Source organism: Pseudomonas sivasensis (assembly GCF_021391435.1).
GTDB lineage: Bacteria > Pseudomonadota > Gammaproteobacteria > Pseudomonadales > Pseudomonadaceae > Aquipseudomonas > Aquipseudomonas sivasensis.
This window is the reverse complement of the sequence record NZ_CP090029.1, coordinates 5,389,747-5,413,115: the sequence shown is the minus strand read 5'-3', so window position 1 is coordinate 5,413,115 and position 23,369 is coordinate 5,389,747. Positions and strand designations below refer to the sequence as shown.

The 23,369-nt window shown below is 56.4% G+C and carries 23 protein-coding genes and 2 tRNA genes; 21 read left to right on the top strand and 4 right to left on the bottom strand.

Annotated elements, in window-relative coordinates; translation table 11 throughout:
- Nucleotides 1-105 precede the first annotated feature (105 nt).
- Complete coding sequence (locus tag LRO94_RS24530) at nucleotides 106-873, top strand: FCD domain-containing protein (protein ID WP_032884703.1); 768 nt, start codon at nucleotides 106-108, stop codon at nucleotides 871-873.
- A gap of 37 nt (nucleotides 874-910) precedes the next feature.
- On the opposite strand, the gene smpB is transcribed toward LRO94_RS24530, so the two are convergent.
- The gene (gene smpB, locus LRO94_RS24525) at nucleotides 911-1,393 is read right to left on the bottom strand and encodes an SsrA-binding protein SmpB (protein WP_003176160.1); all 483 of its coding nucleotides are present in this window, start codon (nucleotides 1,391-1,393) and stop codon (nucleotides 911-913) included.
- Nucleotides 1,394-1,561: 168 nt separating this feature from the next.
- Between smpB and LRO94_RS24520 the strand changes: the two genes are divergently transcribed.
- Nucleotides 1,562-1,996 carry a type II toxin-antitoxin system RatA family toxin gene (locus tag LRO94_RS24520; protein WP_032884705.1) on the top strand — a complete coding sequence of 145 codons (435 nt, stop codon included), beginning with the start codon at nucleotides 1,562-1,564 and terminating at the stop codon, nucleotides 1,994-1,996.
- Complete coding sequence (locus tag LRO94_RS24515) at nucleotides 1,989-2,291, top strand: RnfH family protein (RefSeq protein WP_032884706.1); 303 nt, start codon at nucleotides 1,989-1,991, stop codon at nucleotides 2,289-2,291. Before LRO94_RS24520 ends, LRO94_RS24515 begins: the two co-directional genes overlap by 8 nt.
- 63 nt (nucleotides 2,292-2,354) lie before the next feature.
- Here LRO94_RS24515 and LRO94_RS24510 read toward each other — a convergent pair whose 3' ends face one another.
- Nucleotides 2,355-2,882 (bottom strand): outer membrane protein assembly factor BamE, encoded by a 528-nt coding sequence (locus LRO94_RS24510; protein WP_017528805.1) that lies wholly within the window; start codon nucleotides 2,880-2,882, stop codon nucleotides 2,355-2,357.
- Nucleotides 2,883-2,980: 98 nt separating this feature from the next.
- Between LRO94_RS24510 and fur the strand changes: the two genes are divergently transcribed.
- Nucleotides 2,981-3,385 (top strand): ferric iron uptake transcriptional regulator, encoded by a 405-nt coding sequence (gene fur, locus LRO94_RS24505; protein ID WP_003194220.1) that lies wholly within the window; start codon nucleotides 2,981-2,983, stop codon nucleotides 3,383-3,385.
- An 84-nt stretch (nucleotides 3,386-3,469) separates the two neighbouring features.
- Here fur and recN read toward each other — a convergent pair whose 3' ends face one another.
- Complete coding sequence (recN, locus tag LRO94_RS24500; RefSeq protein WP_032884707.1) at nucleotides 3,470-5,143, bottom strand: DNA repair protein RecN; 1,674 nt, start codon at nucleotides 5,141-5,143, stop codon at nucleotides 3,470-3,472.
- Between the two features lie 254 nt (nucleotides 5,144-5,397).
- Here recN and grpE point away from each other — a divergent pair, with 254 nt between their 5' ends.
- The 8 genes from grpE (at nucleotide 5,398) to LRO94_RS24460 (ending at nucleotide 15,866) form a co-directional block, all read left to right on the top strand.
- Nucleotides 5,398-5,958, top strand: coding sequence for a nucleotide exchange factor GrpE (gene grpE, locus LRO94_RS24495; protein WP_017139264.1), 561 nt, complete (start codon nucleotides 5,398-5,400; stop codon nucleotides 5,956-5,958).
- 102 nt (nucleotides 5,959-6,060) lie between these two features.
- Nucleotides 6,061-7,977 carry a molecular chaperone DnaK gene (gene dnaK, locus LRO94_RS24490; RefSeq protein ID WP_032884708.1) on the top strand — a complete coding sequence of 639 codons (1,917 nt, stop codon included), beginning with the start codon at nucleotides 6,061-6,063 and terminating at the stop codon, nucleotides 7,975-7,977.
- Nucleotides 7,978-8,295: 318 nt separating this feature from the next.
- The gene (gene dnaJ, locus LRO94_RS24485; protein ID WP_032884710.1) at nucleotides 8,296-9,420 is read left to right on the top strand and encodes a molecular chaperone DnaJ; all 1,125 of its coding nucleotides are present in this window, start codon (nucleotides 8,296-8,298) and stop codon (nucleotides 9,418-9,420) included.
- Nucleotides 9,421-9,430: 10 nt separating this feature from the next.
- The gene (gene dapB / locus LRO94_RS24480; RefSeq protein ID WP_032884711.1) at nucleotides 9,431-10,237 is read left to right on the top strand and encodes a 4-hydroxy-tetrahydrodipicolinate reductase; all 807 of its coding nucleotides are present in this window, start codon (nucleotides 9,431-9,433) and stop codon (nucleotides 10,235-10,237) included.
- Nucleotides 10,238-10,496: 259 nt separating this feature from the next.
- On the top strand, nucleotides 10,497-11,633 hold the full coding sequence (gene carA, locus LRO94_RS24475) for a glutamine-hydrolyzing carbamoyl-phosphate synthase small subunit (protein WP_032884712.1): 1,137 nt from the start codon (nucleotides 10,497-10,499) through the stop codon (nucleotides 11,631-11,633).
- Between the two features lie 105 nt (nucleotides 11,634-11,738).
- Nucleotides 11,739-14,960, top strand: coding sequence for a carbamoyl-phosphate synthase large subunit (gene carB / locus LRO94_RS24470; RefSeq protein ID WP_032884713.1), 3,222 nt, complete (start codon nucleotides 11,739-11,741; stop codon nucleotides 14,958-14,960).
- Nucleotides 14,957-15,433 carry a transcription elongation factor GreA gene (gene greA / locus LRO94_RS24465; RefSeq protein ID WP_032884714.1) on the top strand — a complete coding sequence of 159 codons (477 nt, stop codon included), beginning with the start codon at nucleotides 14,957-14,959 and terminating at the stop codon, nucleotides 15,431-15,433. Before carB ends, greA begins: the two co-directional genes overlap by 4 nt.
- A 28-nt stretch (nucleotides 15,434-15,461) precedes the next feature.
- A complete protein-coding gene (locus LRO94_RS24460; protein ID WP_032884715.1) occupies nucleotides 15,462-15,866 on the top strand; it encodes a hypothetical protein in 405 nt (134 codons plus the stop codon).
- 8 nt (nucleotides 15,867-15,874) lie between these two features.
- Here the strand turns inward: LRO94_RS24460 and LRO94_RS24455 are convergent, their stop codons facing one another.
- Complete coding sequence (locus tag LRO94_RS24455) at nucleotides 15,875-16,183, bottom strand: YhbY family RNA-binding protein (RefSeq protein WP_017139256.1); 309 nt, start codon at nucleotides 16,181-16,183, stop codon at nucleotides 15,875-15,877.
- Nucleotides 16,184-16,288: 105 nt separating this feature from the next.
- On the opposite strand from LRO94_RS24455, the gene rlmE reads away from it, so the two are divergent.
- The 9 genes from rlmE (at nucleotide 16,289) to rimP (ending at nucleotide 23,354) form a co-directional block, all read left to right on the top strand.
- Complete coding sequence (gene rlmE / locus LRO94_RS24450) at nucleotides 16,289-16,939, top strand: 23S rRNA (uridine(2552)-2'-O)-methyltransferase RlmE (protein ID WP_003235041.1); 651 nt, start codon at nucleotides 16,289-16,291, stop codon at nucleotides 16,937-16,939.
- Nucleotides 16,940-17,139: 200 nt separating this feature from the next.
- Nucleotides 17,140-19,050: an ATP-dependent zinc metalloprotease FtsH gene (ftsH, locus tag LRO94_RS24445; RefSeq protein WP_027605365.1), complete on the top strand. Its 1,911-nt coding sequence runs from the start codon at nucleotides 17,140-17,142 to the stop codon at nucleotides 19,048-19,050.
- Nucleotides 19,051-19,058: 8 nt separating this feature from the next.
- The gene (gene folP / locus LRO94_RS24440; RefSeq protein ID WP_032884716.1) at nucleotides 19,059-19,910 is read left to right on the top strand and encodes a dihydropteroate synthase; all 852 of its coding nucleotides are present in this window, start codon (nucleotides 19,059-19,061) and stop codon (nucleotides 19,908-19,910) included.
- A gap of 16 nt (nucleotides 19,911-19,926) precedes the next feature.
- A complete protein-coding gene (glmM, locus tag LRO94_RS24435) occupies nucleotides 19,927-21,264 on the top strand; it encodes a phosphoglucosamine mutase (RefSeq protein WP_032884717.1) in 1,338 nt (445 codons plus the stop codon).
- A 66-nt stretch (nucleotides 21,265-21,330) separates the two neighbouring features.
- Nucleotides 21,331-22,086: a triose-phosphate isomerase gene (gene tpiA / locus LRO94_RS24430; RefSeq protein ID WP_179179865.1), complete on the top strand. Its 756-nt coding sequence runs from the start codon at nucleotides 21,331-21,333 to the stop codon at nucleotides 22,084-22,086.
- 4 nt (nucleotides 22,087-22,090) lie between these two features.
- Nucleotides 22,091-22,474 (top strand): preprotein translocase subunit SecG, encoded by a 384-nt coding sequence (gene secG, locus LRO94_RS24425; protein ID WP_010206600.1) that lies wholly within the window; start codon nucleotides 22,091-22,093, stop codon nucleotides 22,472-22,474.
- A 22-nt stretch (nucleotides 22,475-22,496) separates the two neighbouring features.
- Nucleotides 22,497-22,582, top strand: a tRNA-Leu gene (locus LRO94_RS24420).
- Between the two features lie 96 nt (nucleotides 22,583-22,678).
- Nucleotides 22,679-22,755 (top strand) — tRNA-Met (locus LRO94_RS24415).
- Nucleotides 22,756-22,895: 140 nt separating this feature from the next.
- Nucleotides 22,896-23,354 (top strand): ribosome maturation factor RimP, encoded by a 459-nt coding sequence (rimP, locus tag LRO94_RS24410; RefSeq protein ID WP_032884784.1) that lies wholly within the window; start codon nucleotides 22,896-22,898, stop codon nucleotides 23,352-23,354.
- Nucleotides 23,355-23,369: the final 15 nt, after the last annotated feature.

The window sequence follows — 23,369 nt, the reverse complement described above, 5'->3', positions numbered from 1 at the left end:
ACCATCTGATCGGTTGAATCGAAGCTGTTCTGATAGGTGCTGGAAGGGCGGCGATAGGCCAGAATAGAGGGCCCGGCGAGTGGTCGGGATGGTGGAGAGTGAGTTATGGGGTTTGATCAGGTGCGTCAGCGCCGTTTGTCTGACGATATTGTCGAGCAGCTTGAGGGGATGATCCTTGAGGGCACGCTGAAGTCGGGTGAGCGCTTGCCGGCTGAGCGCGCTTTGGCTGAGCGGTTTGGCGTGTCGCGTCCGTCGCTGCGGGAGGCCATTCAGAAACTGGCGGCCAAGGGGTTGTTGGTGAGTCGGCAGGGCGGAGGCAATTATGTTGCCGAGTCACTGGGCTCGACGTTCAGTGATCCGTTGCTACACCTGTTGGAAAACAACCCCGAGGCGCAGCGTGACCTGCTGGAGTTCCGCCAGACCCTCGAAGCATCCTGTGCTTATTACGCTGCGTTGCGTGCCACCGAGGTCGATCGCGAGCGGCTGACCGCTGCATTCGAGGCGCTGCAGGATTGCTATGGCCGCGTTGATGAAGTGAGTCGGGTCGAGGAGGGTGCTGCGGATGCAAGATTTCATCTGGCCATTGCGGAGGCCAGTCATAACGCCGTGTTGCTGCACACCATTCGCGGCCTGTTCGACCTGCTCAAGCGTAACGTGGTGACCAATATTGGCGGCATGTATCAGCAGCGTACGGAAACCCGCGACATGCTGATCAGTCAGCATCGGGAGTTGTACCTGGCAATTATTGAGGGGCGGGCAGAGCAGGCGCGAGAAGTCTCAACGCGTCATTTGGAATACGTGCAGGAAGTGTTGGCGGAAGTGCGTCAGGAGGTTCAGCGCGTGGCGCGAGCGGAGCGGCGTAAAGGGATGTAGCCGGGGGATTTATTCCGAGGCTACATCGTCACAAGGGTTACTCTTCCTTGCCCTTGTTGCGCACAGCGCGATGCAGTTCCCGGTTGGAATCGCGTTCGCGCTCGGTATCACGCTTGTCGTATTCCTTCTTGCCCTTGCCCAGTGCGATCTCGCACTTGACCAGATGCTTGCTCCAGTACCAGGACAGGCAGATGCAGGCGTAGCCTTTCTGCTGCACGGCAGCGGCGAGCTTTTCCAGTTCGCGTGCGTTGAGCAATAGTTTGCGCGTGCGCACCGGGTCGGCAATTACGTGGGTGCTCGCAGTGGTCAACGGGGTGATATGACTGCCCAGCAGCCATGCCTCGCCATCCTTGAGCAATACGTAGCTGTCGACCAGTTGCAGCTTGCTGGCACGCAGACTTTTTACTTCCCAGCCGGCCAGGACCAGACCAGCCTCGAACCGATGTTCGATGAAGTAATCGTGTCGCGCCTTTTTATTTTGCGCGATGGTCCCTGTGGGGTGTTTCTTTTGTTTAGCCATAGGGGCGGCATTATAGGGAGTTGCGAGCGTGTCGGCTACGGTCAACCTACGTGCTTGAGCGTGTTGGTCGAATCCCGGACAATGCTGGCAGTTCTTTGGTTTTTTTCTCTCGCGGAACGAGCTGTTCTTTCGCGATGTTTGCCGCTCAGCTGTGGAAATAACGCGCACATGACGACGCATATTCAACGTTCGGCCCTGCTGCCCTATCCGGCGCAGGCGCTCTATGACCTGGTCAACGACGTGGCGCGTTACCCGGAATTCCTGCCTTGGTGTTCAACGGCTGAGGTGCTTGAAAGCACTGATGAGCACATGGTCGCCAGTGTCGGTGTGGCGAAAGGTGGGTTGGGCCAGCACTTTGTCACGCGCAATGTGTTGGTGCCGGGCAAGTCCATTGAAATGAATCTGCAGGAAGGCCCCTTTACCCAGTTACACGGTATCTGGGTATTCAAGGCGCTGACCGACAAGGCCTGCAAGATCAGCTTGGACCTATCGTTTGATTACGCTGGCCCGCTTGTGCGGGCGACATTGGGGCCATTGTTCAATCAGGCGGCCAATACGCTGGTAGATGCGTTCTGTCAGCGGGCCAAGCAACTGCATGGTTGAGATTGAGGTGGTATACGCTGCCCTAGATCAGCAGGTCTTGCTGGCGGTAACGGTGGCTTCGGGTACCAGTCTGCGAGGGGCGGTACAGGCGTCAGGAATTGCAGTGCGGTTTCCCGAGTTGGATCTGGCTGATTGTCCTTTGGGGATATTCGGTAAGGTTGTCGCCGACGCTGAAGCGCGCGTTGTGCAATCGGGTGATCGCATTGAGATCTATCGACCTTTGCTCGTCGACCCTAAAGAGGTGCGAAGGCTGCGTGCCGCCAAGGCGGCGTTGATCAAGCAGCAGAACTCATAAGATTGCTAATCATCAGGCAGCAAAAAGCCCGGCGTGCCGGGCTTTTTTGTAGGTGCCGCAATGTTACTGCGGGCTGGTGTCCAGCGGCTGAGGCGTCGGTACCGGAACGGTTTCCACTCCGTCGACGTCCTTCTGAATCTTGTCGAGCAACGAGCCTGGCTTCGCTGGCACTTCGGATTTCGGCTTCTCGCTTTCCTGCGCAGGTGCAGTCACGTTGGTGCCATTGTCTTTGCCGAGCAGGGCTTCATCCCGGCTTACGCCAGGCATGAAGTCACCGGACAGGCTGACAAGCTGGTCATTGCCATTGAAAATGACGCTGACACGTTCCTGTTGGCGTTCACCGCCACCAGGCTGCAGGCTGTAGAGATAATCCCAGCGATCGGCGTGGAAAGTGTCGGTCAGCAGGGGGTTGCCCATAATAAACCGTACTTGCCGTCGGGTCATTCCCGGGCGTAACTGGTCTATCATGTCCTGCGTGACGACATTGCCCTGCTGGATGTCGATTTTGTAAACCCCGGGGAATGAACAACCGGCGAGTGCGAGCAGTCCCACAAAGGTGAAACTGGTTAGCAAGAGCTTGGTGTTTTGCATCGGTGGGCGACTTCCACTATCTTGGCTGGGACAACGTAAACGCCGATCATACCCGTATTAAGAGAAGCTGCGAAGCAGCATCCGCGAGAAAGCTAACCATGGTTGAAAATAGCGAACTACGCAAAGCCGGTCTTAAAGTGACTCTGCCACGAGTCAAGATTCTACAAATGCTCGATTCTGCTGAGCAGCGCCACATGAGTGCCGAGGATGTTTACAAGGCGCTGATGGAGTCTAACGAGGACGTCGGCCTGGCCACGGTTTACCGTGTACTGACCCAGTTTGAAGCCGCAGGGCTGGTGGTTCGTCATAATTTCGACGGCGGTCATGCAGTGTTCGAATTGGCCGACGGTGGTCATCATGACCATATGGTTGACCTGGATACCAATGAGGTTATCGAGTTCACTAGCCCAGAGATCGAAGCGCTGCAGCATAAGATTGCTGAGGAGCATGGCTTCGATTTGGTTGACCACAATCTCGTGTTGTACATCCGTAAGAAAAAGTAAAAATCGATGCAGATTCGCTCTGCAAAACGATTGAAGGCGACCCTAGGGTCGCCTTCGTGCTTTCTACATAAGGAAAAGTCTTGGTCAGGCCTTGGTGGTTACGACCATCTTCTTAGCGTGTGCTAAAGACTCTTTAGTCAGGTCGATACCCCCGAGCATTCGGGCCACTTCTTCAACGCGTTCCGACTTGCTCAGCTTAGATACTGCCGTGTGTGTCGCATCGCTTCCTCTTACCTTGTGCACAAATAAGTGTTGATGCCCCTGGGCTGCTACTTGTGGCAAGTGAGTGACCGTCAGTACCTGCCCTCGATCTCCCAGGCGACGCAGCAACTGGCCAACAATCTCCGCGGTAGGGCCGCCGATGCCTACGTCGACTTCATCGAACACCAGCGTCGGCACCCGGGATGTTTGCGCAGTAATCACTTGGATCGCCAGGCTGATACGCGACAGCTCGCCACCGGACGCGACCTTTGCAAGTGCCTTGAGCGGTTGTCCTGGGTTGGCGCTGACCAATAGCTCAACCTGCTCCAGGCCGTGTGGCTGTAACTCAGTAGTGGTGTTGGCGCGCAATTCAATAGTGAAGCGCCCGCCCGGCATGCCCAGGCGCTGGATTTCCTGCTCAACGGCATCTGCCAGACTGCTGGCGGCCTGTTGGCGCAGCTCGCTCAGTTCGCGGGCCTTTTCCTGGTAATGGCGGGCAAAAGAGCCGAGCTCTTCGCCTAGTCGCTCGATGGATTCGTCATTCGCGTTCAGCGTCTCGATTTCATCCAGCAGCTTTTGCTGCATGGTTGCTACTTCAGTGGGTTGGATTCGATGTTTGCGCGCCAGGGTGTAGATGGTGTCAAGACGCTCTTCTATTTCCTGCAGGCGCGCCGGGTCGGCGTCGAAATGATCCAGGAAGCGGTTGAGTTCGCCCACGGCTTCTTCTACTTGGATTTGTGCACTGGTCAGTAGGGTTGTGGCTTCACTCAATGAGCCCGAAGCGCTGTTAACGCTGGACAATCTGTTTAGGCTCGCCGTGAGCGCATTGAGCACGTTGCCGGAGTCGCTCTCGCTGCACTGCTCAACCACTTGGCGGCAGATACCCAGCAGGGTTTCGGCGTTGGTGAGGTTCTTGTGTTCCTGCTCCAGTTGTTCCAGCTCCGTTTCTCCAAGACCCAGGCTTTCCAGTTCTTCAAGTTGATAGCTGAGCAGTTGGTGGCGAGCGCGCTGCTCGTCGCCGGAGTTGGACAGTCGTTCCAGCTCCTGGCGAGTCTGGCGCCAGCGCTGGGCAGCCAGTTGTACTTGCCGGGCAAGGTCGGTGGCGCCGGCGTATTCGTCGAGCAGGCGGCGGTGGGTATCGGTTTTGAGCAGGGACTGGTGCTCATGCTGGCTATGAATGTCTATCAGCAGTTCACCCAGGGCTTTCAGGTCGCCGAGGGGGCAGGGCGTTCCATTGATATAGCCGCGCGAGCGTCCTTCGGCAGTGATGACGCGGCGCAGGATACATGGGCCGTCATTATTGAGGTCGCGCTCGGCTAGCCAGACTTCGGCTTCGGGGATATCGGCGAGGTCGAAGGTGGCCAGGATGTCGGCCTTGTCAGCCCCTGGGCGCACTACGCCACTATCGGCTCGGTCGCCCAGGGTCAGGCCCAATGCGTCGAGCATGATCGACTTGCCGGCGCCGGTTTCGCCTGTGATTACGCTCATCCCGCGATCCAGTTCGAGATCCAGATGTTCAACGATGGCGTAGTTATGTACGGACAGGTGCACGAGCATGAAGGCCGCTCCCAGGCTTTAGGTCTGGTTATTTATACAGTGTTTTGTTTGGGGCTGACAATCCTGATGCTTAGCTCGATTTGCTCGGTCGAGCAGGTTTTTTAGCGCAAAGAAGAATGGTGGTGCGGGAATTGATCTGTGGCAGGCGAAAGACTTTTGGTAACGCCTGCGCCCTTGAACCTGGAAATTGTGGCCCCATATACCGGAACAGAAGCGCGAGTTGAGTTCGCGCATGATTTTGAAAGGAGAAATCTATGGCTGACGAACAGACGCAGGATACGCAAACTCCAGACGCCAATTCGGCTGCCGGTGATGAACTGGCAACTCGTGTGCAAGTGCTCGAAGAGCAGTTGGCCGCTGCGCAGGATCAGTCGTTGCGTGTTGCCGCCGATCTGCAGAACGTCCGCCGCCGTGCCGAGCAGGATGTAGAAAAGGCTCACAAATTCGCGCTGGAAAAATTCGCCAATGACTTGCTGCCGATCATCGACAGCCTGGAGCGTGGTCTTGAATTGTCTAATCCGGATGACGAAAACATCCGCCCGATGCGCGAAGGTATTGAGCTGACCTTGAAAATGTTTCAGGACACTCTGAAGCGTTATCAGCTTGAAGCCATCGATCCGCAAGGCGGCGAACCGTTCAATGCTGAGCATCACCAGGCTATGGCCATGCAGGAAAGCCATGATCTGGAACCTAATAGTGTGTTGAAAGTGTTCCAGAAGGGTTATCAGCTCAACGGCCGTCTGCTGCGTCCGGCAATGGTAGTGGTGAGCAAGGCTCCTGCACCGGTTGCACCTTCTATTGATGAGCAGGCTTGAAATCCGCCGCAAGGCCCCCATCTATAAGTCAAGCGTTTAAGTGCTACCGCAGTTAGCCACCACTGCTGCGGCAACCAAATTCAAGTTTCGGGAGAGTAAATCATGGGCAAAATTATCGGTATTGACCTGGGGACCACCAACTCCTGCGTCTCTGTGCTGGAAAACGGCGTAGCAAAAGTAATCGAAAACGCCGAAGGCGCGCGTACCACGCCGTCGATCATTGCTTACGCCAACGACGGTGAAATCCTGGTTGGTCAGTCGGCCAAGCGTCAGGCAGTGACTAACCCGCATAACACGCTGTACGCGGTAAAGCGTCTGATCGGTCGTAAGTTCGACGAAGAAGTCGTACAGAAAGACATCAAGATGGTTCCGTACAAAATCGCCAAGGCTGACAACGGTGACGCTTGGGTTGAAGTAAACGGCCAGAAAATGTCGCCGCCACAGATCTCGGCTGAAATCTTGAAAAAGATGAAGAAGACTGCCGAAGACTACCTGGGTGAGACAGTGACTGAAGCGGTGATCACCGTTCCGGCCTACTTCAACGACAGCCAGCGCCAGGCGACCAAAGACGCCGGCCGCATCGCGGGTCTGGACGTAAAACGTATCATCAACGAACCAACCGCAGCTGCTCTGGCTTACGGTATGGACAAGGCCAAAGGCGACCACACTGTGATCGTTTATGATCTGGGTGGCGGTACCTTTGACGTCTCCGTAATCGAAATTGCTGAAGTGGATGGCGAACACCAGTTCGAAGTGTTGGCTACTAACGGCGACACCTTCCTGGGTGGTGAGGACTTTGACATTCGTCTGATCGACTACCTCGTTGACGAATTCAAGAAAGAAAGTGGCATGAACCTCAAAGGTGACCCGCTGGCGATGCAGCGCCTGAAAGAGGCCGCTGAAAAAGCCAAGATTGAGCTGTCTTCCGCTCAGTCGACCGACGTTAACCTGCCGTACATCACGGCAGACGCTACCGGTCCTAAGCACTTGAACGTGAAGATCTCTCGCGCCAAGTTGGAAGCGCTGGTTGAAGACCTGGTTCAGCGCACTATCGAGCCTTGCCGCATCGCTCTGAAGGACTCCGGTATCGACGTTGGTGCTATCAACGATGTAATCCTGGTGGGCGGTCAGACCCGTATGCCACTGGTTCAGAAGTTGGTTACCGAGTTCTTCGGCAAAGAAGCACGTAAAGACGTAAACCCGGACGAAGCGGTTGCCATGGGTGCTGCCATCCAGGGCGCGGTATTGGCCGGTGACGTGAAAGACGTGTTGCTGCTGGACGTAAGCCCGCTGACCCTCGGTATCGAAACCATGGGTGGCGTGATGACTGCGCTGATCGAAAAAAACACTACGATTCCTACCAAGAAATCCCAAGTGTTCTCGACTGCCGATGACAACCAGGGTGCTGTGACCATTCACGTGCTGCAGGGTGAGCGTAAACAGGCTGCTCAGAACAAGTCCTTGGGCAAGTTCGATCTGGCTGAGATTCCACCAGCACCACGTGGCGTGCCACAAATTGAAGTGACCTTCGACATCGACGCCAATGGCATTCTGCACGTCGGCGCGAAAGACAAGGCTACCGGTAAAGAGCAGAAGATCACCATCAAGGCCAACTCCGGTCTGTCTGATGAAGAAATTCAACAGATGATTCGTGATGCTGAAGCCAATGCTGATGCGGATGCCAAGTTCGCAGAACTGGCTGGTGCTCGTAACCAGGGTGACGCACTGGTTCACTCGACGCGCAAAATGATCGCTGATGCTGGCGAGAAAGTGACCGCTGAAGAGAAGGCCGCAATTGAAGCCGCTGTGGTTGCGCTGGAAGCCGCTGTAAAAGGTGACGACAAGGCTGCTATCGATGCCAAGGTTGAGGAGCTGTCGAAAGTCTCCGCGCCAGTTGCTCAGAAGATGTACGCCGAACAAGGTCAGCCCGCTGACGCTGCTGCGCAACAGGCAGAGCCTGAAGCCAAGCACGACGACGTTGTCGATGCTGAGTTCGAAGAAGTTAAAGAGACCAAGTAAGTTGGTCGCCCGGTTGACCGCTATCAAGCGGTGACTGGTAGGATGTCGCCGCGCGGGAGCTTGCTCCCGCGTTGGCGTGTCTGGGGTATGTGAATTTTTACAGCATGCGACAACGCTCGGATGCTGGCGGTGTGATCGGGAATGCTCCTGCTTTCCGATCAATAAATACCGCGTTTTTGGCCGGGTCCCTGGCTAAAAAGTAGTAATGACCAGGATCGTTGAATTGACGTGAGTTGGGTCCGGGCCTGTATTGGGGCTCAACGAGTTTAGTCGGGCTCAGGAGGGTCTGGCTGAACGTCCTTAAGAGTGCAAAGACTTATGGCAAAGCGTGACTATTACGAAGTATTGGGTGTGGAGCGCGGCTCCAGCGAGGCGGACCTGAAAAAGGCTTACCGTCGCTTGGCGATGAAGCACCACCCGGACCGTAATCCGGATAGCAAAGAATCCGAAGAAATGTTCAAAGAGGCCAATGAGGCCTACGAATGTCTGTCTGATCCCAACAAGCGTGCAGCCTACGACCAGTATGGTCATGCGGGTGTCGACCCAAGTATGGGTGGTGGCGGTGCTGGTTTTGGTGGTCAGAACTTCTCCGATATTTTCGGTGACGTATTCAGTGACTTCTTTGGCGGTGGCCGGGGTGGTCAGCGTGGTGGCGCCCAGCGTGGTAGCGACTTGCGTTACACCCTGGAACTGAACCTGGAAGAGGCCGTGCGCGGGACCAGCGTCAATATTCGCGTACCGACATTGGTTAACTGCAAGCCGTGCGATGGTTCGGGGGCTAAGAAAGGCTCTTCGCCGATTACCTGCCCAACCTGCGGAGGTATCGGCCAGGTTCGTATGCAGCAGGGCTTCTTCTCGGTGCAGCAGACCTGCCCGCGCTGCCATGGCCAAGGCAAGATCATTTCCGATCCGTGTGATTCGTGCCACGGTGAGGGGCGCGTCGAAGAGTACAAGACCCTCTCGGTGAAAGTGCCGGCTGGTGTTGATACTGGTGATCGTATTCGCCTTTCTGGCGAGGGTGAGGCCGGGACCCAGGGTGGACCAACGGGTGACTTGTACGTGGTGATCAATGTGCGCGAGCACTCGATCTTCCAGCGCGATGGTAAGCACCTGTTCTGCGAGGTGCCGATCAGCTTTGTCGATGCAGCCTTGGGTGGCGAGTTGGAGATTCCGACCCTTGATGGTCGAGTCAAGCTCAAGATTCCTGAGGGGACGCAGACCGGTAAACAGTTCCGCATCCGTGGCAAGGGCGTAGCGCCGGTGCGCGGTGGCGGTGCTGGCGACCTGATGTGTCGTGTGGCGGTGGAAACTCCCGTCAATCTGGGGCGCCGTCAGCGTGAACTGCTTGAAGAGTTCCGCAGTTCGTTGGAGGGCGATGACACCCATTCGCCGAAAACCACTGGCTTCTTCGAAGGCGTGAAGCGCTTCTTCGGCGACCTGTAAGGAAGTGAGTATGCGACGTATAGCCGTAATGGGCGCTGCCGGGCGCATGGGCAAGACGCTGGTCGAAGCAGTGCAGCAGCGTTCGCCGGCCTCTGGGCTGACTGCGGCGATTGTTCGCCCTGGCAGCACGTTGATTGGTGCGGATGCGGGTGAGTTGGCTTCGCTGGGGCGTATCGGTGTGTCGTTGTCCGGCAACCTGGAGCAGGTGGCTGACGAATTCGACGTGCTGATCGATTTCACGCTGCCGGAAGTGATGCTGAAAAATCTCGCATTCTGCCGTAAGGCGGGCAAGGCGATGGTGATCGGTACCACGGGTTTGACTGCCGAGCAGAAGCAGTTGTTGGTGGAGGCGGGCAAGGATATTCCTGTCGTCTTCGCTGCCAACTTCAGTGTTGGCGTGAACCTGTCGCTCAAGTTGCTGGATATGGCGGCGCGCGTGCTGGGTGATGAGGCGGATATCGAGATTATCGAAACGCATCACCGTCACAAGATCGATGCGCCGTCGGGTACAGCGCTACGCATGGGCGAAGCTATTGCTGATGCGCTTGGGCGTGACCTGTCTAAAGTGGCCGTTTACGGTCGTGAAGGCCATACCGGTGCGCGAGCGCGTGACACCATTGGCTTTGCGACCGTTCGCGGTGGTGATGTTGTGGGTGACCACACCGTGCTGTTCGCCACCGAGGGCGAGCGCCTGGAAATCACACACAAGGCTTCCAGTCGCATGACATTCGCCAAGGGGGCGGTGCGTGCTGCGCTTTGGTTGGAAGGTCGTGAAGCAGGCCTGTACGACATGCGCGATGTACTGGATCTTCACTAATCAGTAGCTAAAACGGGGTCTCAGGATTATCCTAAGGCCCCGTTTTTACCCGCTAAGCGACGTCCTGTCGCATTCTCCTGCCTTTAAGGCTCATTAGCGGTGGACCAAAAAAGCCTTTTTCTGTAAGCTACAGCTTTAGTGTGTCCACTAAAAGCGCGCAGAATAATTCAGTGAAGAAGCGGGGTGACGTGTCCATACGTCACTCCGCTTTTTTACAACCTGCGATCGCCCTTTCAGGCTTTATTTACGGGAGGTCTTCTTGACTAAGCCAGCCATACTCGCCCTTGCTGATGGCAGCATTTTTCGCGGCGAAGCCATTGGAGCCGACGGTCAAACCGTTGGAGAGGTGGTGTTTAACACCGCCATGACCGGCTATCAGGAAATCCTTACCGATCCTTCCTACGCCCAGCAAATCGTTACCCTGACCTATCCGCACATCGGCAATACCGGTACCACACCGGAAGACGTCGAGTCTGATCGTGTATGGTCGGCCGGCCTGGTCATTCGTGACCTGCCATTGGTTGCGAGCAACTGGCGTAACACGATGTCGCTGTCGGATTACCTGAAAGCCAATAACGTTGTGGCGATCGCCGGTATCGATACGCGTCGCCTCACACGCATCCTGCGTGAAAAAGGCTCGCAGAATGGCTGCATCATGGTCGGTGACAATATTTCCGAAGAAGCGGCGATTGCCGCGGCGCAAGGCTTCCCAGGCCTGAAAGGCATGGACCTGGCGAAAGTCGTCAGCACCAAGGAACAGTACGAGTGGCGCTCTACGGTCTGGGACTTGAAGACCGATAGCCACGAGACCATCGACGCGGCTGACCTGCCTTATCACGTGGTCGCTTACGACTACGGCGTTAAATACAACATCCTGCGCATGCTGGTTGAGCGCGGTTGCCGCGTGACCGTTGTTCCTGCGCAAACCCCGGCCAGCGATGTTCTGGCCCTGCAACCGGACGGTGTGTTCCTGTCCAACGGCCCGGGTGACCCGGAGCCTTGCGACTATGCCATCCAGGCCATCAAGGAAGTGCTGGAAACCGAGATTCCGGTATTCGGTATCTGCCTGGGCCACCAGCTGTTGGCGTTGGCCTCCGGTGCCAAGACTCTGAAAATGGGTCATGGCCATCACGGTGCCAACCACCCTGTGCAGGACTTGGATACAGGCGTTGTGATGATCACCAGTCAGAACCACGGGTTTGCGGTGGATGAAGCGACCTTGCCGGGCAACGTCCGGGCAATTCACAAGTCGCTGTTCGACGGTTCCCTTCAAGGCATCGAACGCACCGACAAAAGCGCGTTCAGCTTCCAGGGCCACCCTGAAGCCAGCCCGGGCCCGAACGACGTAGCGCCGCTGTTCGACCGTTTCATTAATGAGATGGCCAAGCGACGCTGACTGAGCGGCCTGCGGGCGGCCCCGAAACCCGGTGGCCCCCGCAGGTTCTTCAAAGATTGTTCAAGACGGCTTGCCGATTGACCTGCGGATTTGAGTGACAAACCCATGCCAAAACGTACAGACATAAAAAGCATCCTGATTCTCGGCGCTGGCCCGATCGTAATCGGCCAGGCTTGCGAATTCGACTACTCCGGCGCCCAGGCTTGCAAGGCCCTGCGCGAAGAGGGCTACCGCGTCATCCTGGTGAACTCCAACCCGGCCACGATCATGACCGACCCGGACATGGCTGACGCCACCTACATCGAGCCGATCAAATGGCAAACTGTTGCCAAGATCATCGAGAAGGAGCGTCCGGACGCCCTGTTGCCAACCATGGGTGGCCAGACCGCTCTGAACTGTGCCCTGGACCTGGAGCGCGAAGGCGTCCTGGAAAAATTCGGCGTAGAGATGATCGGCGCCAATGCCGACACCATCGACAAGGCTGAAGACCGTTCGCGTTTCGACAAGGCCATGAAATCCATCGGCCTGGCGTGCCCGCGTTCCGGCATCGCCCACAGTATGGAAGAGGCCTATGCGGTTCTGGAAACCCTCGGTTTCCCGTGCATCATTCGTCCGTCCTTTACCATGGGCGGCACCGGTGGTGGCATCGCCTACAACCGTGAAGAGTTCGAAGAAATCTGCGCCCGTGGTCTGGACCTGTCTCCGACCAAAGAGCTACTGATCGACGAGTCCCTGATCGGCTGGAAAGAATATGAGATGGAGGTTGTCCGCGATAAGAAGGACAACTGCATCATCGTCTGCTCCATCGAAAACTTCGATCCGATGGGCGTGCACACCGGTGACTCGATCACTGTTGCTCCTGCACAAACCCTGACGGACAAGGAATATCAGATCCTGCGTAATGCCTCCCTGGCGGTATTGCGTGAGATCGGTGTGGAAACCGGCGGTTCCAACGTCCAGTTCGGCATCTGCCCGGACACCGGTCGTATGGTCGTGATCGAGATGAACCCGCGTGTTTCCCGTTCGTCGGCCCTTGCCTCTAAAGCTACCGGCTTCCCGATTGCGAAGGTCGCGGCCAAGCTGGCTGTGGGTTACACCCTGGACGAGTTGTCGAACGACATCACCGGCGGCAAGACCCCTGCGTCCTTCGAGCCGTCCATCGACTACGTAGTGACCAAGCTTCCACGTTTTGCCTTTGAGAAATTCGCCAAGGCTGACGCGCGTCTGACCACTCAGATGAAGTCGGTCGGCGAAGTTATGGCCATCGGCCGTACGTTCCAGGAGTCCTTGCAGAAAGCTCTGCGTGGTCTGGAAGTGGGGGTTTGCGGCCTCGACGAGAAGCTCGACCTGAGCAACCCGGAAAGCATGAGCGTGCTCAAGCGTGAGCTGACTGTGCCGGGCGCCGAGCGTATCTGGTACGTCGCTGACGCCTTCCGTGCCGGTATGACTGTCGAAGACATCTTCGGCATGAACATGATCGACCCATGGTTCTTGGTACAGATCGAAGATCTGATCAAGGAAGAAGAGAAGGTCAAGACCCTGGGGCTGGCTAGCATCGACCGCGACATGATGTTCCGCCTCAAGCGCAAAGGCTTCTCCGATCAGCGCCTGGCCAAACTGCTGGGTGTGACCGAGAAGAACCTGCGCACGCATCGCCATAAGTTGGACATCTTCCCGGTCTACAAGCGCGTTGATACCTGTGCGGCCGAGTTCTCCACCGATACCGCGTACCTTTACTCCACCTACGAGGAAGAGTGCGAGGCTGCGCCGTCGGGTCGTGACAAGATCATGATCCTGGGCGGCGGTCCTAACCGTATCGGCCAAGGCATCGAGTTCGACTACTGCTGTGTGCACGCTGCGCTCGCTCTGCGCGCCGACGGGTACGAGACCATCATGGTCAACTGCAACCCGGAAACTGTTTCCACCGACTACGACACCTCTGATCGGCTGTACTTCGAGCCAGTGACACTGGAAGACGTGCTGGAAATCGTGCGCGTTGAGAAGCCGAAAGGCGTGATCGTGCAGTATGGCGGCCAAACCCCGCTTAAACTGGCGCGTGCGCTTGAGGCTGCTGGAGTGCCGATTATCGGTACCAGCCCGGACGCTATCGACCGCGCTGAAGACCGTGAACGCTTCCAGCAAATGGTTGAGCGCCTTAACCTGCGTCAGCCGCCAAACGCTACCGTGCGCAGCGAAGATGAAGCCATCCGTGCAGCCAGCAAGATCGGCTATCCGTTGGTGGTGCGTCCTTCCTATGTGTTGGGCGGTCGGGCGATGGAAATCGTCTACGAAGAGGACGAGCTCAAGCGTTACTTGCGTGATGCGGTGAAAGTGTCCAATGACAGCCCGGTGCTGCTGGACCACTTCCTCAACTGCGCCATCGAAATGGACGTGGATGCGGTTTGTGACGGCACCGACGTGGTGATCGGCGCGATCATGCAGCACATCGAGCAGGCAGGCGTTCACTCCGGTGACTCCGCATGCTCGCTGCCGCCATATTCGTTGCCGCTGCACATCCAAGATGAGATGCGCGAGCAGGTCAAGAAAATGGCCCTTGAGTTGGGTGTTGTCGGCCTGATGAACGTTCAGTTGGCGCTGCAAGGCGAAGACATCTACGTCATTGAGGTTAACCCACGTGCTTCGCGTACCGTACCGTTTGTATCCAAGTGCATCGGTGTGTCCCTGGCCATGATCGCTGCCCGTGTGATGGCTGGTAAGACCCTGAAGGAAATCGGCTTCACCAAGGAAATCATTCCGAACTTCTATAGCGTGAAAGAGGCGGTGTTCCCATTCGCCAAATTCCCTGGTGTGGACCCAATCCTGGGCCCAGAGATGAAGTCCACCGGTGAAGTGATGGGCGTGGGCGATACCTTCGGTGAAGCATTTGCCAAAGCTCAGATGGGCGCCAGTGAAGTGCTACCGACCGGCGGAACTGCGTTTATCAGTGTGCGTGATGACGACAAACCACTGGTTGCGGGCGTTGCCCGTGATCTGATCAGCTTGGGCTTTGAAGTAGTTGCCACAGCAGGTACCGCCAAGCTGATCGAAGCGGCAGGCCTGAAGGTGCGACGCGTAAACAAGGTGACGGAAGGCCGTCCGCACGTGGTCGACATGATCAAGAATGACGAAGTTACTCTGATCATCAACACCACCGAAGGTCGTCAGTCGATCGCGGATTCCTACTCTATTCGCCGTAATGCCTTGCAGCACAAGATCTACTGCACCACCACCATTGCTGCTGGCGAAGCTATCTGTGAAGCGCTCAAGTTCGGTCCGGAAAAGACCGTGCGCCGCTTGCAGGATCTACACGCAGGATTGAAGGCATGATCAAATACCCAATGACCGTCCAGGGCGCAAAGGCCCTGGAAGAGGAGCACGCCCATCTGACCAAGGTCGTACGTCCTAAGTTGAGCCAGGACATCGGTACGGCCCGCGAGCTGGGTGACTTGAAGGAAAACGCTGAATACCACGCTGCTCGCGAGCAGCAAGGTATGGTCGAGGCGCGGATCCGTGACATCGAAGGGCGCATGCAGAATGCGGTCATCATCGATGTCACGACCATTCCGAAAACCGGCAAGGTGATTTTCGGCACGACCGTGGAAATCGCTAACGTCGAGACGGACGAAAGCGTGGTCTATCACATCGTTGGCGAAGACGAAGCTGATTTCAAACTCGGCAAGATCTCTGTCGGTTCGCCGCTGGCCCGCGCCTTGATTGCCAAGGAAGAGGGTGATGTGGTCGCTGTAAAAACACCTGGTGGCGTGATCGAGTACGAGATTGTTGAAGTTCGTCACGTCTGAAAGGCGGCGCCCGCTTCGTGCGGGCGCCATGCTTTGGCAGCTCTCCCAGATGCTTTGGGTGGGTGGCCTGTGGTTGCTGCACATTGGTGTACTCCCGGTGCTGGGCCTTATTGGCCTGGCTCCGCTGTTGATCGATGAGATCGATGGATTACTGAGTGCGTTGCTGGTGGGTTTTGCAGCGGCGTGCGTGACCCTTCAGGCATTGGTGCTGGTCAAGGCTGAGGGGTTTGTGAGTTTGTGGCGGGATATTCGCGGCCAACTGCTGTTGATGGCGCTGTATGCGTGTGCAATGTATTGCATCGTGCATGTGTGGCTGCCGGAAGCGTTGCGCTGGCAGCTATTCAGCTATCTTGTGCTAGGGTTCTCCGGCTTGGTGTTGGTAGTACAGCCCGCGCCAGGATGGAGTGGCAGGGCGCGCAAAGCACGCCCGTGACCCTTGTGTCATTTGAAGCGATGAACGTTCGACAGTTGCTTGTTGACGCTGAAGTTCTTGCGATACAGCAGCGCCATCTTGCCGATGACCTGAACCAGGTCCGCTTTGCCAACCTTGCACAGTTCTGCAATGGCGGCCAGGCGCGCTTCGCGGTCAAGGATGTTGACCTTGATCTTGATCAGTTCGTGATCGCCCAATGCGCGTTCAAGTTCGGCTAACACACCCTCAGTCAAACCGTTGTCTGCCACAATCAGAACTGGTTTCAGATGGTGGCCAATGGATTTGTACTGTTTCTTCTGCTCTTGAGTGAGCGGCATAATCTGACCCCTGCGTCTGATCTTGTAAAAAGCGGCGGCCAGTTTACCCGAGCGAGTCCGGGACCGCCCAGTTAATCACGACCCGTTTTATTTTCGAGGTGGCCCGTGGCCCGTTCCAAAACTAGCCTTAAGTGGCTGCAAGAGCATTTCAACGATCCTTACGTCAAAAAGGCGCAGAAGGACGGCTACCGTTCGCGGGCCAGTTACAAGCTCCTGGAGATTCAGGACAAGGACAAATTGATTCGTCCGGGCATGAGCGTGATTGATCTTGGCGCGGCGCCGGGTGGCTGGTCTCAAGTGACCAGTCGTCTGATTGGTGGCCAGGGAAGATTGATCGCGTCCGACATCCTTGAGATGGACAGCATCCCGGATGTGACCTTTGTGCACGGCGACTTCACCCAGGACTCGGTATTGGCCGAGATTCTGGAGGCCGTGGGAAATTCGCAGGTAGACCTTGTGATTTCCGACATGGCCCCCAATATGAGTGGATTACCGGCCGTCGATATGCCGCGGGCCATGTTCCTCTGTGAATTGGCACTGGATTTGGCGGGCCGGGTGTTGCGTCCGGGCGGTGATTTCCTTGTGAAAGTCTTCCAGGGCGAAGGTTTTGACGAGTATCACAAGAACATTCGCAAGCTGTTCGACAAGGTGCAGACGCGAAAGCCGGACTCTTCCCGTGACCGGTCTCGCGAGCAATATCTGTTGTGCCGCGGGTTCCGCGGGGTTGAAGGTGCGGCGAGCGAAGAGCGTTTTTGATTTATTCGAGGAGGGCGATAGGTTTTTTTATGTCGCTTTCGTCACGAAGCTTTACGAATATTATGTAGTCAAAGTTTCACAAAGGGTTACAGACGGCGCCTGCCAGAGTTGTAGGTAATGTAGTAAGTTAGGCCGGTGAATATCATGCGAAGCGCGCGCCAGTAGCGGAGCTTGCTTCAGAGGGTAGTTAATTGAACGATATGGCAAAGAATCTGATCCTGTGGTTGATCATCGCGGCTGTCCTCGTGACGGTGATGAACAACTTCTCCAGTCCTAACGAGCCGCAGACCCTCAACTATTCCGACTTCATCCAGCAAGTTAAGGATGGCAAGGTCGAGCGCGTAGCGGTTGATGGCTACGTGATCACCGGCAAACGCAACGATGGCGATAGCTTCAAGACCATTCGTCCGGCAATCCAGGACAACGGTCTGATCGGTGACCTGGTGGATAACCACGTGGTTGTCGAAGGCAAGCAGCCTGAGCAGCAGAGCATTTGGACTCAACTCCTGGTGGCAAGCTTCCCGATCCTGGTGATCATTGCCGTGTTCATGTTCTTCATGCGCCAGATGCAGGGCGGTGCGGGGGGCAAGGGCGGGCCGATGAGCTTCGGCAAGAGCAAGGCGCGCCTGCTCTCTGAGGATCAGGTGAAGACCACCCTGGCTGACGTAGCAGGTTGCGATGAGGCGAAGGAAGAAGTCGGCGAGTTGGTGGAGTTCTTACGCGATCCAGGCAAATTTCAGCGCCTTGGTGGTCGTATTCCTCGCGGCGTGCTGATGGTCGGCCCTCCAGGTACCGGTAAAACCTTGCTGGCCAAGGCGATTGCTGGCGAAGCCAAGGTGCCGTTCTTCACGATTTCCGGTTCTGACTTCGTTGAAATGTTCGTTGGTGTCGGCGCCAGCCGCGTTCGCGATATGTTTGAACAGGCCAAGAAGCACGCGCCATGCATCATCTTTATCGATGAAATCGACGCCGTTGGTCGCCATCGTGGGGCCGGCATGGGTGGTGGCCACGATGAGCGTGAGCAGACTCTCAACCAGCTGCTGGTCGAGATGGATGGTTTTGAGATGAATGACGGCATTATCGTGATAGCCGCAACCAACCGTCCAGACGTGCTTGACCCTGCACTGCTTCGTCCGGGTCGCTTCGACCGTCAGGTTGTGGTTGGTCTGCCGGACATTCGTGGTCGTGAACAGATTCTGAAAGTGCACATGCGCAAAGTCCCAATGGGTGACGACGTAGCTCCGGCTGTGATTGCCCGTGGTACTCCAGGCTTCTCCGGTGCTGACTTGGCCAACCTGGTGAACGAGGCTTCGCTGTTTGCAGCCCGTACCGGCAAGCGCATTGTTGAAATGAAAGAGTTCGAACTGGCGAAAGATAAGATCATGATGGGCGCTGAGCGCAAATCCATGGTCATGTCCGAAAAAGAGAAGCAGAACACTGCTTATCACGAAGCGGGTCACGCCATTGTGGGGCGTGTCGTGCCTGAGCATGATCCAGTCTACAAAGTGTCGATCATTCCTCGTGGTCGCGCCTTGGGTGTCACCATGTTCCTGCCGGAAGAGGATCGTTACAGTCTCTCCAAGCGTGCGTTGATCAGTCAGATCTGCTCTCTGTACGGCGGTCGAATCGCTGAAGAGATGACATTGGGCTTCGACGGCGTGACCACTGGGGCTTCCAACGACATCATGCGCGCCAGTCAGATTGCGCGAAACATGGTGACCAAGTGGGGCTTGTCGGAAAAGCTCGGTCCTTTGATGTACGCCGAGGAAGAAGGTGAAGTATTCCTGGGTCGTGGCGGCGGTGGTCAAAACGCCAGTTTCTCCGGTGAGACAGCCAAGCTGATTGACTCCGAGGTGCGCAGTATCATTGACCAGTGCTATGGCACGGCCAAACAAATCCTGACCGATAATCGCGACAAGCTCGATGCAATGGCTGATGCATTGATGAAGTACGAGACCATCGATGCAGACCAGATCGACGACATTATGGCCGGTCGTGCACCTCGTGAGCCTCGTGATTGGGAAGGTGGTTCGGGTACTTCGGGCACCCCGCCTGTGGTTCAGAACGAGCGCCCTGAAACCCCAATCGGTGGCCCGGCAGCTGACCACTAAGGTTTGAAATGACTTTTGCTTCGTCCTCCCCCCGGTTGCCTTGCGGCAACCGGGTTCTTGATTTGGCCCATACACATGTTATGGGCATTCTTAATGTAACCCCTGACTCCTTTTCCGATGGTGGCCGCTTCAGCCAACTTGATGCTGCACTGCGTCACGCAGAAGCCATGGTGGCGGCCGGCGCGACCTTGATTGATGTCGGTGGTGAATCAACTCGGCCTGGTGCTCGCGTTGTTTCTCCTCTGGAAGAGTTGGAGCGCGTGGCGCCGATTGTCGAGCGCATCGCTCGAGAGTTGGATGTGATTATTTCGGTTGATACTTCCACCCCGGCCGTGATGCGTGAGACTGCGCGATTAGGTGCCGGCTTGATCAACGATGTGCGGTCCCTGCAGCGCGACGGCGCTCTGGATGCAGCTGCGGCTACCGGTTTGCCGGTGTGTTTGATGCATATGCTGGGTGAGCCCGGCAATATGCAGGACAGTCCGCACTATGATGACCTGGTTGGTGAGGTGAGTGGTTTTCTCTCAGAACGCGTTGCCCAATGCGCTGCGGTAGGTATTGCGCCGGAAAGGATCATCCTTGATCCGGGGTTTGGTTTCGCCAAGACCCTGCAACACAATTTAAGTTTGTTCAAACACATGGAGTCCTTGCATGCCCTTGGTCGGCCCCTGTTGGTCGGTGTATCGCGCAAGAGCATGATAGGGCTGGCATTGAGCCGTCCGGTGGGTGAGCGGTTGTATGGTGGCCTCGCACTGGCGGCACTTGCAGTGACCAAAGGCGCACGCATCTTGCGTGTGCATGACGTTGCAGAAACCGTGGATGTGGTGCGCATGATTGCCGCTGTAGAATCTGCCGAATAAGAATGATGGAGCACTTATGACAAAAAAATACTTTGGCACCGACGGGATCCGTGGTCGGGTCGGCGAGTTTCCGATTACTCCAGATTTCATGCTCAAGCTGGGTTGGGCGGCAGGCATGGCGTTCCGCAGCATGGGCGCATGCCGCATCCTGGTGGGCAAGGACACCCGGATTTCCGGGTACATGTTTGAGTCTGCGCTAGAGGCTGGCTTGTCCGCCGCAGGTGCTGATGTGATGTTGCTGGGCCCGATGCCGACTCCGGCGATCGCTTACCTGACGCGTACGTTTCACGCTGAAGCAGGTATTGTGATCAGCGCCTCGCACAACCCTCATGACGACAATGGCATCAAGTTTTTCTCGGGGCAGGGCACCAAATTGCCGGACGAGATTGAGTTGATGATCGAAGAGCTGTTGGATGCGCCGATGACCGTGGTCGAGTCCAGCAAGCTGGGCAAGGTGTCGCGGATCAATGACGCATCCGGTCGTTATATCGAGTTCTGCAAGAGCAGTGTGCCAACCAGTACCAACTTTGCCGGCCTGAAGGTTGTCGTCGACTGCGCCCATGGTGCGACCTACAAAGTCGCGCCAAGCGTATTTAAGGAGCTGGGCGCAGACGTGACTGTGCTGTCGGCTCAGCCCAACGGACTGAACATCAACGAGAACTGCGGCTCGACCCATATGGAGCAGCTGCAAGCTGCTGTCCTGGCCGAGCATGCCGACCTCGGTATTGCCTTCGACGGTGACGGCGACCGCGTGCTGATGGTTGACCACACGGGTGCCGTGGTCGATGGCGATGATCTGTTGTTTATCATTGCCCGCGACCTGCATGAGCGCAACAAGCTGCAAGGCGGTGTCGTCGGTACGCTGATGAGCAATCTTGGGCTTGAGCTTGCGTTGGCAGACCTGGGTATTCCTTTTGTTCGCGCCAATGTCGGTGACCGATATGTGATCGCCGAGCTGCTGGAGCGTAACTGGCAGGTAGGTGGTGAGAACTCCGGGCACGTGGTGTGCTTCCAGCACACCACCACCGGTGACGCGATTATTGCTGCGTTGCAGGTGCTATTGGCTTTGCGTCGCCGCGAAGAGAGCCTGGCTCAGGCTCGTCAGGCTTTGCGCAAATGCCCGCAAGTATTGCTTAACGTGCGTTTCGCAGGTGGAGAAAACCCGATCGACCACCCTGCTGTCAAAGAGGCTTGCGAGCGCGCGACCCTGGCAATGGCTGGTCGTGGACGGGTATTGCTACGTAAGTCCGGCACAGAGCCTTTGGTGCGCGTTATGGTCGAAGGTGACGATGAAATACAGGTTCGCGGCCACGCCGAAGACCTGGCAAAACTGGTAACTGAAGTTTGCGCCTGAATTCGGCTTGCCAGTGATGATGTGGTTGGGTAACATCTGCGCCCACTTTGACCGACGAGGTACAGCATGCGTCGCACTATGGTAGCTGGTAACTGGAAGATGCACGGTACCCGCGCCAGTGTCGCTGAGCTGATCAATGGCCTTCGTCACTTGGCCTTGCCTAGCGGTGTTGACATCGCGGTGTTCCCGCCTTGCTTGCATATCACCCAAGTGGTTGATGGCTTGAAAGGTAAGTCGATTCAGGTCGGCTCGCAGAATTCTGCGGTGGAAGCCATGCAAGGTGCGTTGACCGGTGAGATTGCACCGAGTCAGCTGGTTGATGCGGGTTGTTCCTATGTGCTTGTTGGGCACTCCGAGCGCCGTCAGATGATGGGCGAGCGTGATGGAACACTCAATCGCAAGTTCGCAGCTGCACAGGCTTGTGGCTTGATTCCGGTGCTGTGTATTGGGGAGACCCTTGAGCAGCGTGAATCTGGCAAGACTCTTGAGGTTGTCTCGCGTCAGCTTGGCAGCATCATCGAGGAGCTGGGTGTTGGTGCTTTCGCAAAGGCGGTAATTGCTTACGAGCCGGTCTGGGCCATTGGCACCGGGCTGACTGCTACACCGCAACAGGCGCAGGATGTGCACGCAGCCATCCGTGCGCAGTTAGCGGCAGAGAATTCTGAAATCGCACGAGGTGTGCGGCTTCTATACGGCGGCAGCGTGAAGGCGGCCAATGCGGTCGAACTGTTCGGCATGCCGGATATCGATGGGGGGCTCATTGGTGGAGCTTCCCTGAATGCAGATGAGTTCGGTGCGATTTGTCGCGCCGCGGGAAACTGAAAAAATGCTGGAAACAGTCGTAGTCGTTTTTCATCTGTTGGCAGCCCTGGGCGTAGTTGCCCTGGTTTTGTTGCAACAGGGTAAAGGTGCGGATGCTGGTGCGTCTTTTGGTGCAGGTGCTTCAAATACTGTATTCGGAAGCCAAGGTTCCTCTACCTTTCTTAGTAAGTTTACTGCTATACTTGCCGCCGGTTTCTTCATAACCAGCTTAGGGTTAGGTTACTTTGCTAAAGAGAAAGCTCATGTGCTGACTCAAGTAGGTTTGCCAAACCCAGCAGTGTTGGAAGTACCAAAAGCAAAACCGGCTTCTGATGATGTCCCGGTGCTTCAAGAGCAAAAGTCGGCTACTCCAGCGACTGACGTACCTCCAGCTCAAGAGCAGAAGTAAGAAGGGTTGTAAGCGCTGTATTGCCGAGGTGGTGGAATTGGTAGACACGCAACCTTGAGGTGGTTGTGCCCATAGGGTGTAGGGGTTCGAGTCCCCTTCTCGGTACCAATTATCAGGAGAGCCCGCTGTTGCGGGCTTTCTTGTAGGTGGAAGGTTACATTGACCCTGTAAGGGATCGGTCGTATACTTCCGCCCCAGCTTTGTCGCGGGGTGGAGCAGTCTGGTAGCTCGTCGGGCTCATAACCCGAAGGTCGTCGGTTCAAATCCGGCCCCCGCAACCAGTTTTAGCGGAGCCCCTTTTAAGGGGCTTTTTGTTAGCTGGACACTTTCAACGCCGCTGTTCGACGGCGTTTCAAGGATGGGCGTTTCGCCCATTTTTTTATTTTGCACAGCATGCACATACATGCACGAGGGGGTTCAGGTGTCGAGCAAGCTAGAAGAGTTGCAGGCCTTGTTGGCCCCGGTGGTCGTGGCCCTAGGCTATGAATGCTGGGGTGTTGAGTTTTCGGCTCAAGGTCGCCACTCAATGTTGCGCGTTTATATCGATAAAGAGGGCGGTGTGCTGGTGGACGATTGTGCCATTGTCAGCCGTCAGATCAGCGGTGTGCTGGATGTTGAAGATCCAATTTCCGTTGAATACACCCTCGAAGTTTCCTCGCCAGGCATGGAACGCCCACTGTTCACTATTGATCAGTTTGCAAAATTTGCCGGTGAACAAGTGAAGATCAAGCTGCGATCTCCTTTTGAAGGACGACGCAACTTTCAGGGCCTTCTGCGCGGTGTAGAAGAACAGGATGTCGTGGTGCAGGTAGAAGACCATGAGTTCCTGTTGCCGATCGATATGATCGACAAGGCCAACATTATTCCCAGTTTTGACTGAGACGCGGATCCCGCG